The sequence below is a fragment of the Sandaracinobacteroides hominis genome (assembly GCF_016464365.1).
GTDB classification, from domain to species: domain Bacteria; phylum Pseudomonadota; class Alphaproteobacteria; order Sphingomonadales; family Sphingomonadaceae; genus Sandaracinobacteroides; species Sandaracinobacteroides hominis.
Window position 1 is genome coordinate 51,323 of sequence record NZ_JADCUC010000001.1, and the last position, 10,758, is coordinate 62,080.

Below are 10,758 nucleotides of genomic sequence, written 5' to 3' on the forward strand. Positions count from 1 at the left end.
ATCGGCCCTTGCCGGTGCAAGGGAAGGGCAGATGTTTCGCCGCCTGCTTTTCACGTTTGTTCTGCTTGCGGCAATCCCGTTGCAGGCCAGCAGCTTCGAGGGCCGCGCTACCCGCGCAGCATTTGAGGGACGCGTTACCCGCGCAGCATTTGAAGGACGCGTTACCCGCGTCAAGGATGGAGACTCCCTTCTGGTGTTCCGCCCGGATGTTAAGCGCACCAGCGAAATCCGGCTGGCCGGCATCGATGCGCCGGAATATTCGCAGCCATGGGGCATTCAGTCGCGGTCGGCGCTGCGGCTGCTGGTGAACGGCAAACAGGTGCGCGTGGAAGTGACGGATCGTGATCGCTACAACCGGGTGGTCGCCCGCGTCTGGGTAGGCAAGACCTATGTGAACGCCTGGATGACAGAGCAGGGACATGCCTGGGCATTCGATCGCTATATGAAGGACAGCCACATCCGCGCCGGGCAGGACGCCGCCCGAAAGGCCGGGCGCGGCCTGTGGAAACTGCCGCAGAAGGACCGGGTTCCACCTCCGACATGGCGCCAGATGAACCCCAGAAGCCCGGACGGGAGCCAGGAGCAATGAAGCTATCCATCTACGACATGGACTATACCATTATCCGCAAGCCGAGCTGGATGTCGTGGCTCTTCCACTACGCCCGCACCGAAGCGCCCGCGCGGCTGCTCCTGGCGCCGCTGATGCTGGTGCCTGCGCTTGGCTATGCGCTGCACCTCACCGACCGCAAGGGGCTGAAACAGGCTACACAAGCGCTGATGATCGGCCGCCGGAGCCCACGCGAAAAGGTGGAGCGCGCGGCCGACAGCTTTGCCGCCGGCTTCGGCGCGGACAACGAACTGCAGGGCGCGCTGGCCGCCATCGCCGCCGATCGCACTGCGGGCTTCGAAGTCGCCATTGCCACCGCCAGCTGCCGCCACTACGTCGAAGCCTTGGCCCGGCGCTGGGGCATAGATCGCATCGTCGCCACCGAAAACCGCTGGGAAGGCGATTTCCTCACGCCCGAAATCCGCGGCGAGAACTGCTACGATATCGGCAAGCTGCGGATGATCCTCGCAAGCCTCGACGCCCGGCCCACCCATGTAAAATTCTCGTCGGATCATGTGAGCGACCTGATTGTGCTCGAATGGGCAGACGAACCGGTGGCCGCCAATCCGTCCGATGCACTCAGGCAGGTTGCGCAGCTGCGCGGCTGGCCCGTTTGCGATTGGGCAAAAGCCTGATCGCCAGCAGCAGCACCAGCACCACCAGATACACCCACGGCTCCAGCTGGAAGCCCTTCACCCGCAGGATGAAATGCACCGCCGCCGCAAGGCCGGCCAGATACACCAGCCGGTGCAGCCGCTGCCACGCCCTCCCGCCCAGCCGCTTGATCGCGGCGCGCGTGCTCGTCAGCGCCAGAGGCAGCATCGACAGCAGCGCCAGCATCCCGAACAGGATGAACTGCCGCTTCGCCACCTCCTTCAGCAGCAGCGTCAGGCTGAAATCCAGCTCCATCGCCATGTAGAACAGCAAATGCGCCACCGCATAGGCGAAGGCCCACAACCCCAGCATCCGCCTCAGCGACATCACCGGCGTCCAGCCGCTCAACTTGAAGACCGGCGTAACCGCCAGACAGGCCAGCAGACACCTGAGCGCCGTCAGCCCCAGCAGATTATGCGTATAGGCGACCGGCTCTGCCGACAGCTGCATCGAGGCCGGATTCAGGAACAGCAAATCCCCCCACGCCCACAACAGCCAAAGCGCCGGCAGCGCCGCCAATAGATGCACGACGGGCTTCAGCCAGCGCGGAGGGGCATTCAACCGCGCTGCGCTCGAAATCCGCAGCTTGGCAGGTTCTGGCGAATCCAACGCCACTTCAGAAGAACTTCTTCAGGTCCATGCCGCGATACATCGCCGCCACCTGCTCGCCATAGCCGTTGAACGGCAAGGTCGCCCGCTTGCGGAATTCGCCGATCCGCCGCTCGGTCGCCTGGCTCCAGCGCGGATGGTCCACGTCCGGGTTCACGTTGGAATAAAATCCATACTCTGAAGGCTGCGACTGGTTCCAACTGGTCAGCGGCTGCCGCTCCACGAAATCCACCGCAACAATCGACTTGATCGACTTGAAGCCATATTTCCACGGCACCACCAGCCGGATCGGCGCGCCGTTCTGGTTTGGCAGCCGCCGCCCATAGAGCCCCACCGCCAGTATCGCCAGCGGGTTCATCGCTTCGTCCATCCGCAGCCCTTCGCGATAGGGCCAATCCAGCGCCGGAAATTTCAGGCCCGGCATCTGCTTGGGATCATTCAGGGTCGTGAACCGCACATACTTCGCCCCAGACAGCGGCTCGGCTGCCTTCACCAGCGCCGCCAAGGGAAATCCCACCCACGGGATCACCATCGACCAGCCCTCCACGCAGCGCATCCGATAGACGCGCTCTTCCAGGCTCAGCTTCGATATCCAGCTGTCCACGTCCAGCGTCAGCGGCTTGTTCACCATGCCGCCCACCTTCAGCGTCCAGGGCGAAGGCCGCAGGGTGCCGGAGTTCTCGGCCGGATCGCCCTTGTCCAGCCCGAACTCATAGAAATTGTTATAGCCTGTCACCGCTTCCAGCGAGGTCGGTTCTTCGTTCAGCGAAACCGTCCGCCGCGACGCAAGCGCGGCCGGCGCCGCCGCTGTCATGCCAGGCAACAATCCAGCCGCCGCCATCCCGGCGACGATCTGCCGCCGCCCCAGAAAGAGGCCTTCGGGCGTCGCCGCCGCTTCGGGAAGGTGCCAGTCGGGTCTTTGAAGATAGCGCATGGCCCGATGTTATACGATGGAACTGAACCGGAAGTTACATCCAAGATGGCGCAGCCCATTAATCTGGTTGCGGCGGCCAGATAGCGGGGATCCACACCGCGAACCGGCGACCCTGTCACACCAATATGGCACCGCCGTCATCGCCCGCTGGAAATGGGCGCGCATGGGCCCGTTCGCAGACCCGGCGGTCTGCGCGCTGTTCCGCACCAAGGCTGGCAGCGATGTGGCTGGCTTAGGCGACCTGTGCGCAGGCGCGCTGGATACGCCGGCAGGCATCCTCCAGCACGCTGGTCGACGTCGCATAGCTGATGCGGAACGCGGGCGAGAGCCCGAACGCTGCGCCATGCACCACGGCGACGCCCTCGGTATCCAGGAAATAGGCCGCCACATCCTCGTCATTGGTCAGCAGCTTGCCGCTCGGCGTTGTCTTGCCGATCAGGCCAGAGCAGTCGGGATAGACGTAAAACGCCCCTTCCGGCTGCGGGCAGGAGAGGCCGTTTGCCTGGTTCAGCATCGAAACGACAAGGTCGCGCCGCTCCTGAAACGCCTTGTTGCGCTCGATCAGGAAATCCTGCGGCCCGTTCAGCGCCGCCACCACCGCCGCCTGCGCGATAGAGCAGGGGTTGGATGTCGATTGCGACTGGATCTTCGCCATCGCCTTGATGATCGGCTTCGGCCCGCCCGCGAAACCGATGCGCCAGCCTGTCATCGCATAGGCCTTGGAGGCGCCGTTCACCGTCAGCGTCCGCTCATAGAGCCGCGGCTCCACCTCGGCGATGGTGGCGAACTTGAAATCGTCATAGACCACATGTTCATACATGTCGTCGGTCAGGATATAGACGTGCGGGTGGCCCATCAGCACGTCGGCCAGCGCCTTCAGCTCGTCATAGGTATAGGCCGCCCCCGTCGGGTTCGACGGCGAGTTCAGCAGCACCCACTTGGTCTGGGGCGTAATCGCGGCGTCCAGCTGTGCGGGCTGCAGCTTGAAACCGGCTTCCAGCGGGCAGGGAAGGATCACCGGCTTGGCGCCGCAGAACAGCACGATATCCGGATAGGAAACCCAATATGGCGCCGGAATCACGACCTCGTCGCCGGGGTCCAGCGTCGCCACGAAGGCGTTGAAGATGGTCTGCTTGCCGCCGACGTTCACGCTGATCTCGTCCAGCGCATAGTCCAGCCCATTGTCGCGCTTGAACTTTGCCTGGATGGCCTTCTTCAGCTCGGGCGTACCATCGACGATGGTATATTTCGTCTGCCCCTTGCGGATCGCCTCGATCGCAGCCTCTTTCACAAAGTCCGGCGTGTCGAAATCCGGCTCGCCCGCACCAAGACCGATAATGTCGCGCCCGGCCGCCTTCAGCTCTGCAGCCTTGTTCGACACCGCGATGGTGGGCGAAGGCTGGATACGGTTGATGGCGGCAGAAAGCAGTCCCATTTGTCGAGTCCTTCGGGAGAGAAAGTCCGCGCGCGGCTTAGGCGCGTCGCTGCAATGCGGCAAGCGTTCAAAGCCGCGCTGCGAACAATCCGCGCACCGAATTGCCCAGCCAGAAGCCGCCGGCCAGATCGTCGCATCGCAATTCGGCTTCCACCGCTTGTCCGCTCGCCAGCAGTTCCGCCCGCAGCACCCCGGGCAACAGCCCCAGGCCAATCGGCGGTGTCAGCAGCACGCCATCCCGCTCGACGAACAGGCTGGTGAAGCTGCCCTCGGTCAGCAACCCGTCGGGCCTCTCGAAAACCACTTCAAAATTCTCGCTTCGCGCCCGGTCATAGAAGTCCCTGTCCCCTGTCTTGTGGGCCAGCCTCCAGTCTCCGGCGGCGATGGGCAGCGGCACGATCGCCGCCTGCACCGGGCCCGACGGAACAGCCGGCAGCGGCGAAAGCTGCAGGGCGACGGCGCCGCCGGCATCCAGCAACAGCCGCAGCCGCCGCGCCGGTCCCTCCGGCAATTGCCGCAAGCGCGCCCCAACCGCGCCCGCATCGAAGCGAAATCCGAACCGCGCAGCCGATCCCCCCAGCCGGTGCAGATGCAGATCGATGCGGGCGATCCGTCCGTCCGCCCCCAGCCGCATTGTCTCGATCAACGTGCGCGGGCGCGACGCGTGCAGAAAGCGGCCCTTGGTGAGGCATTCCTCCCACTCATCGGCGGCAATGCTGTCGGCAACGATGCCCGCCCCCAGCCCCAGCCGTGCCGTGCCGTCGCATAGCTCCAGCGTCCGGATCGCCACGTTGAAGCGCGCCGCCCGCCCAGCCGGCGCAATCCAGCCAAGGCTTCCGCAATACAGTCCGCGCGGCGCGGCCTCCAGTTCCGCAATCACCTGCATCGCCCGGATCTTCGGAGCCCCCGTCACCGATCCGCACGGAAACAGCGCCTGCACCACGTCCGCCGCCTCCAGTCCCGCCGCAAGCTGCGCTGTAACCGTTGATGTCATCTGGTGGACGCTTGGATAACTCTCCACGCGGAACAGCTCCGGCACCTTCACGCTCCCGGGCACCGCCACCCGTGAGAGATCGTTGCGGATCAGGTCGGTAATCATCAGGTTTTCCGCTCGATTCTTCCCGTCCGCCGCCAGCCCCGCCGCCGCCACCCGATCGGCCTCCGGCAGGGCAGGGCGCGCCGCAGTCCCCTTCATCGGCCGCGCCGTCAGAACGCCGTCCGCCAGAGTGAAAAAAAGCTCCGGCGACAGGCTCAGCCACCAGCGACCCGCGCCGTCATGCATCACCCCGCCATGCGGCGCGGCCGCCGGCGAAAACAGCCGCGCAAACAACGCCAGTGGATGCCCGCGCACAGCTACCTGCGCCGGAAAGGTCAGGTTCGCCTGATAGATATCGCCCGCCGCGACATAGTCCTGCACCCGACCAACCGCCGCCAGCCAGTCGTCTCTCGCCACCAACGGTTCCACCTCTCCCACTGCCACCGGTCCTCGGAACGGCTGCAGCAGCTGCATGACCGCCGCGAAATCCAGCAGCGCCGGCGGCCCGAAGCGCCCCATCCGCATCCACGGCTCGCCATGCGCCAGCCCGGCCAGCCGCGGCTCGCCCACATGCCCGGCCTCATAGGAAATGCCGCCCGCCAGCCAATCGTCCACCGCGCGCAGGTCGGCCGCCCAGCGGCGAAAGCCGGTGAACAGCCGCGCCGCCCCCAGATCAACGTCCCACAACAGGGCAAAGGGTTGGCGGCAGTCGAACATCCGGCGTCCGCTACCGCATCCCTTTGCGCTTGCCAAAGCCCGGCGTCTTTACCCGCGCAAAAAAGCGGCGCAGTCTTTCGCCGCCGCAAATTGGCGAAATCTGCGCAGTCTGCAGCAGCGACCTGCCGCATGACGGCGCCACACAACAGGGGAACACCGAATGGATTTCGTAGTCATGTGGGACAAGGCGGTGCCGATCATCACGGCTGTCGCCATCAAGGTGGGCGCGGCTTTCGTCCTTTACATGATCGGCCGCTGGCTGATCAGCTTCGCCATCAAGGGCCTTTCGCGCATCTTAACCGCGCGCAACTTCGATCCCACGCTGCAGCGCTACATCGCCAACATCCTGTCGGTGGTCCTCAACATCCTGCTGGTGGTCGCGATCCTCGGCTACTTCGGCCTGCAGACGACCAGCTTCGCCGCGCTCCTCGCCGGTGTCGGCCTCGCCATCGGTGCCGCCTGGTCGGGCCTGCTCGGCAATTTCGCCGCCGGCGCCTTCCTCATCATCTTCCGCCCCTACAAAGTCGGCGACTATGTCGTCGCCGGCGGCGTGGAGGGCACGGTGACGGAAATCGGCATGTTCAACACCATCCTCAACAGTCCCGACAATGTCGTCCATGTGGTCGGCAACTCCAAGGTTTCGACCGACGTCATCAAGAACTACAGCGCCAACCCGCACCGCCGGGTGGAACGGCAGGCGCAGCTCGCCTTCGGCATCGACCCGCTGGCTGCCATCGAGAAGCTGAAGCCGGCGCTCGCAGCCATTCCCAATGTGCTCGCCGATCCGGCGCCCACGGTCGAGATCCTCGATTTCAACGAGCGCGGAACCTTGCTGTGCGTCCGTCCGCATTGCCACACAGATCATTATTGGCAGGTCTATTTCGACACCAACAAGGCGATCGCCTCCACCTTCGCCTCGGCCGGCTATCCGCCACCCTATGTCGTCGAACGGGAGGAGCTGATCATGATCGACGGCGCACCCCCGAAAGTTGCCACGGCAAAGACGGCCGCGAAGCCCGCTGCCAAACCTGCATCAAAAAGCTGAAATCCGTATGCGCGAGGTGCCGCTTCGCACCTCGCGCATCACATAAAGACATAAAGAAAGTTGCAAGTGTTTGCGCCGACGGCTAAGGCGCAGGCCTGTTTTCCCCATATGAGGAGCCGCCCGTGGCCACCGCGCATAAGCCCGATTTCACCGATTTCGTGATCGCAGACATCGGCCTCGCCGATTTCGGCCGCAAGGAGATCGCCATCGCCGAAACCGAAATGCCCGGCCTGATGGCGCTCCGCGAAGAGTTCGGCACGACGAAGCCGCTGAAGGGTGCGCGCATCACCGGCTCGCTGCACATGACCATCCAGACGGCCGTGCTGATCGAGACGCTGGCCGATCTCGGCGCCGAGATCCGCTGGGCCTCGTGCAACATCTTCTCCACCCAGGATCATGCCGCCGCCGCCATCGCCGCGCGCAACATCCCGGTGTTCGCGGTCAAGGGCGAAACGCTGGAGGAATATTGGGACTATGTCGTCCGCATCTTCGATTGGGGGCAGGACGTCACCTGCAACATGATCCTCGACGACGGCGGCGACGCCACCATGTTCGCGCTCTGGGGCGCCCGCGTCGAGGCCGGCGAAACCCTGTTCACCCCCGGCAACGAGGAAGAGGAAATCTTCGCCGCCACGCTGAAGCGCTTCATCGCCGAACGCCCCGGCTACCTCACGAAGACGGTTGCCGCCATCAAGGGCGTCTCCGAAGAAACCACCACTGGCGTCCACCGCCTCTACGAACTGTCGAAGAAGGGCAAGCTTCCGTTCCCGGCGATCAACGTCAACGACAGCGTCACCAAGTCGAAGTTCGACAACCTCTATGGCTGCAAGGAATCGCTGGTCGACGCCATCCGCCGCGCCACCGACGTCATGCTCGCCGGCAAGGTGGCCTGCGTCGCCGGCTTCGGCGACGTCGGCAAGGGCTCGGCAGCTTCGCTCCGCAATGGCGGCGCCCGCGTGATCGTCACCGAAATCGATCCGATCTGCGCTCTGCAGGCCGCCATGGAAGGCTATGAAGTCGTCACCATGGAGGATGCCGTCACCCGCGCCGACATCTTCGTGACGGCGACCGGCAACGAGGCCGTCATCACCGTCGATCACATGCGCGCGATGAAGAACATGGCGATCGTCTGCAACATCGGCCACTTCGACTCGGAAATCGAGATCGCCGGCCTCGCCAACATGAAGTGGACCGAGATCAAGCCGCAGGTCGACGAAGTCGAATTTCCCGACGGCAAGAAGATCCTGGTCCTGGCCAAGGGCCGCCTCGTGAACCTCGGTTGCGCCACCGGCCACCCCTCGTTCGTGATGTCGTCCAGCTTCACCAACCAGGTGCTTGCCCAGATCGAGCTTTGGACCGGCGGCGACAAGTACAGGAACGAAGTCTATGTGCTTCCGAAGCACCTTGACGAAAAGGTGGCCGCGCTCCACCTCGAAAAGCTGGGCGTGAAGCTGACGACGCTGACGCCGAAGCAGGCCGCCTATATCGGCGTTTCGCAGGCCGGGCCGTTCAAGCCCGATCACTACCGTTACTGAGCAGTCGCTCGAACTCGACGAGGCCGGGCTCCGCGCTATCGGAGCCCGGCTCGCCGCCGTCCTGCAACCGGGCGACGTGATCGCCCTCTCCGGGGATCTGGGCACTGGCAAGACCACGCTCGCCCGCGCCATCCTCGAAGGATTGCGCCACACCGGCGAAGTCCCCAGCCCCACCTTCACGCTTGTCCAATATTACGACGCGCTCGATCCCCCCATCGCCCACGCCGATCTCTATCGGCTCGATACCCCGGCGGAAGCCGAGCCGCTCGCCCTCGATGACTGGCTGGTGGAAGGCGCGCTGCTCGTCGAATGGCCCGAACGGCTGGGCCGGAATCTCTGGCCCGAGGCACTCTGGCTCCGCCTCGACGGGGCTGGCACCCCAAGCCGGCGCTTGACTTGGCGCGCGCCCCCGGCTTGGGAAAGCCGATGGCCGCCACGCTGACTTATCGCTTCCGGACGATCTTCCGGACCTGCGCCGCATGATCCCCAGAACCGGCACCACCGATTTCCTCGCGGCCTCCGGCTGGGCCGGGGCCGAGGTATCGCCGCTCGCCGGCGATGCCAGCTTCCGCCGCTATTTCCGCGTCACCGACCGCGGCCGCCGCGCCGTGCTGATGGACGCTCCGCCCGAGCATGAGGATGTGCGCCCCTTCATCAGCGTCGCCGATTTCCTCGTCTCTTCCGGCTTTTCCGCTCCACGGCTCCTCGCCTCTGACCTCGCACAGGGCTTCCTTCTGATCGAGGATTTCGGCGACCGCCTCGTCGGCCCGGTGCTCTCGGTCGAACAGCATCTGGAGGAGGAGACCTACGCCACAGCGGTCGATATTCTCGCCCACCTCCAGCGCCTCGTCCCGCCGGATGACCTGCCGCCCTATGATCGCACGGTGCTCGCCCGCGAAGTGATGCTCTTTCCGGACTGGTATGCGAAGGCCGCCGGGATCCAGGTGGATGCAGACGCCTATCTCGCCGCCTGGGACCATGTGTGGGCTGGCGTGCTGGAGGAAACCGAGCGCAACCCGGTCGTAACCTTGCGCGACTATCACGCCGAAAACCTCCTCCTGCTCCCCGATCGCTCCGGCGTGCAAACACTTGGCCTGCTCGATTTCCAGGACGCACTTGCCGGGCATGCCGCCTATGATCTCGTCTCGCTGCTGCAGGATGCCCGCCGCGACGTTTCGCCAAAGCTGGAGCGAGAGATGCTGAGCCGCTTTGCCAAGGCTGCGCAAATCGCGGACCCAGTCGCCTTCCGCGCCAGCTATGAAGTGCTCGGCGCCCAGCGCAACGTGAAGATCCTCGGAATCTTCGTTCGCCTCAGGGATCGCGACGGCCGGGCCGGCTATGTCGAGCGGCTGCCGCGCGTCTGGGGCTACACCGAACGCAACCTTGCCCACCCGGCGCTCGCCCCCGTGCGCGACTGGTTCGACGCGAACGTCCCATCAAGCCTCCGGGCAGAATGGTGCAAGTGAAGAAGGCAGCTCCCACCTCCGCCATGGTGCTCGCCGCCGGCCTTGGCCGCCGGATGCGCCCGCTCACCGCGACCCGCCCCAAGCCGCTGGTCGAAGTCGCCGGCCGCTCGCTGCTGGATCGCGCGCTCGACACGCTGAAGGCTGGCGGCGTCACCGACGTGGTGGTGAACGTCCACTATATGGCTGACAGCGTGGAGGCGCATCTCGCCGCGAGGCCCTCGGGCCTCAACGTGCAGATCTCTGACGAGCGCGCGCTGCTCCTTGAGACCGGCGGCGGCCTCACCAAGGCGCTGCCGCTGATCAAGACAGACCCCTTCCTCTCGATCAACGCCGACAATATCTGGATCGACGGACCGGTCGGCGGTGCCCGGCTGCTGGCTGAACGCTGGGACGACGAGGCGATGGATGCGCTGCTGCTGCTGATCCCGCTCGCCCGCGCCAATTGCCACGGTGGCCCGGGAGATTTCCACATGGACCCCCTGGGTCGCCTCAGCCGCCGCCGCCCGCCGCGCGTCGCTCCCTTCGTCTACACCGGCCTGCAAATGCTGTCGAAGCGCCTGTTCGAAGGCGTCGAAGCCACGCCCTTCTCCATGAACAGCCTGTGGGACAAGGCCGCTGCCGAAGGCCGCCTCTACGGCGTCACCCATCAGGGCCTCTGGTTCGATGTCGGCACAGCCGCCGCCGTCAAGCAGACCGAGGCGCTGCTGGACCGCTTCTGAG

The 10,758-nt window shown here is 65.1% G+C and carries 11 protein-coding genes; 7 read left to right on the forward strand and 4 right to left on the reverse strand.

The window, feature by feature from the left end:
• Nucleotides 1–31: 31 nt before the first annotated feature.
• Nucleotides 32–589 (forward strand): thermonuclease family protein, encoded by a 558-nt coding sequence (locus IM784_RS00260; protein ID WP_199553310.1) that lies wholly within the window; start codon nucleotides 32–34, stop codon nucleotides 587–589.
• A complete protein-coding gene (locus IM784_RS00265; RefSeq protein ID WP_199553311.1) occupies nucleotides 586–1,242 on the forward strand; it encodes an HAD family hydrolase in 657 nt (218 codons plus the stop codon). The genes IM784_RS00260 and IM784_RS00265 overlap by 4 nt, the downstream gene beginning before the upstream one ends.
• Here IM784_RS00265 and IM784_RS00270 read toward each other — a convergent pair.
• The 4 genes from IM784_RS00270 to pabB all read right to left on the reverse strand — a co-directional run bounded on the left by IM784_RS00270 (nucleotide 1,187) and on the right by pabB (nucleotide 5,992).
• Nucleotides 1,187–1,870, reverse strand: coding sequence for a protein-methionine-sulfoxide reductase heme-binding subunit MsrQ (locus IM784_RS00270; RefSeq protein ID WP_199553312.1), 684 nt, complete (start codon nucleotides 1,868–1,870; stop codon nucleotides 1,187–1,189). The genes IM784_RS00265 and IM784_RS00270 overlap by 56 nt on opposite strands.
• A gap of 7 nt (nucleotides 1,871–1,877) precedes the next feature.
• Nucleotides 1,878–2,804 (reverse strand): protein-methionine-sulfoxide reductase catalytic subunit MsrP, encoded by a 927-nt coding sequence (gene msrP, locus IM784_RS00275; protein WP_199553313.1) that lies wholly within the window; start codon nucleotides 2,802–2,804, stop codon nucleotides 1,878–1,880.
• A 232-nt stretch (nucleotides 2,805–3,036) separates the two neighbouring features.
• A complete protein-coding gene (locus tag IM784_RS00280; protein WP_199553314.1) occupies nucleotides 3,037–4,239 on the reverse strand; it encodes a pyridoxal phosphate-dependent aminotransferase in 1,203 nt (400 codons plus the stop codon).
• A 67-nt stretch (nucleotides 4,240–4,306) separates the two neighbouring features.
• Nucleotides 4,307–5,992 (reverse strand): aminodeoxychorismate synthase component I, encoded by a 1,686-nt coding sequence (pabB, locus tag IM784_RS00285; protein WP_199553315.1) that lies wholly within the window; start codon nucleotides 5,990–5,992, stop codon nucleotides 4,307–4,309.
• Nucleotides 5,993–6,152: 160 nt separating this feature from the next.
• Between pabB and IM784_RS00290 the strand changes: the two genes are divergently transcribed.
• From IM784_RS00290 to IM784_RS00310, 5 genes are all read left to right on the forward strand, one after another.
• Entirely contained in the window at nucleotides 6,153–7,037 is an 885-nt protein-coding gene (locus IM784_RS00290; RefSeq protein ID WP_199553316.1) for a mechanosensitive ion channel family protein, read from the forward strand.
• 122 nt (nucleotides 7,038–7,159) lie between these two features.
• Nucleotides 7,160–8,572 (forward strand): adenosylhomocysteinase, encoded by a 1,413-nt coding sequence (ahcY, locus tag IM784_RS00295; protein WP_199553317.1) that lies wholly within the window; start codon nucleotides 7,160–7,162, stop codon nucleotides 8,570–8,572.
• Nucleotides 8,556–9,014, forward strand: coding sequence for a tRNA (adenosine(37)-N6)-threonylcarbamoyltransferase complex ATPase subunit type 1 TsaE (gene tsaE / locus IM784_RS00300; RefSeq protein WP_199554081.1), 459 nt, complete (start codon nucleotides 8,556–8,558; stop codon nucleotides 9,012–9,014). Before ahcY ends, tsaE begins: the two co-directional genes overlap by 17 nt.
• Before the next feature lie 37 nt (nucleotides 9,015–9,051).
• Entirely contained in the window at nucleotides 9,052–10,038 is a 987-nt protein-coding gene (locus IM784_RS00305; RefSeq protein WP_199553318.1) for an aminoglycoside phosphotransferase family protein, read from the forward strand.
• The gene (locus IM784_RS00310; RefSeq protein ID WP_199553319.1) at nucleotides 10,026–10,757 is read left to right on the forward strand and encodes a nucleotidyltransferase family protein; all 732 of its coding nucleotides are present in this window, start codon (nucleotides 10,026–10,028) and stop codon (nucleotides 10,755–10,757) included. Before IM784_RS00305 ends, IM784_RS00310 begins: the two co-directional genes overlap by 13 nt.
• Nucleotide 10,758 lies beyond the last annotated feature (1 nt).

Bases quoted from the DNA above. Each gene is read 5' to 3' on its own strand.
- IM784_RS00260 (WP_199553310.1), top strand. From the start codon at position 32: ATGTTTCGCCGCCTGCTTTTCACGTTTGTTCTGCTTGCGGCAATCCCG.
- IM784_RS00265 (WP_199553311.1), top strand. From the start codon at position 586: ATGAAGCTATCCATCTACGACATGGACTATACCATTATCCGCAAGCCG.
- msrP (WP_199553313.1), bottom strand. From the start codon at position 2,804: ATGCGCTATCTTCAAAGACCCGACTGGCACCTTCCCGAAGCGGCGGCG.
- IM784_RS00280 (WP_199553314.1), bottom strand. From the start codon at position 4,239: ATGGGACTGCTTTCTGCCGCCATCAACCGTATCCAGCCTTCGCCCACC.
- pabB (WP_199553315.1), bottom strand. From the start codon at position 5,992: ATGTTCGACTGCCGCCAACCCTTTGCCCTGTTGTGGGACGTTGATCTG.
- IM784_RS00290 (WP_199553316.1), top strand. From the start codon at position 6,153: ATGGATTTCGTAGTCATGTGGGACAAGGCGGTGCCGATCATCACGGCT.
- IM784_RS00305 (WP_199553318.1), top strand. From the start codon at position 9,052: ATGATCCCCAGAACCGGCACCACCGATTTCCTCGCGGCCTCCGGCTGG.
- IM784_RS00310 (WP_199553319.1), top strand. From the start codon at position 10,026: ATGGTGCAAGTGAAGAAGGCAGCTCCCACCTCCGCCATGGTGCTCGCC.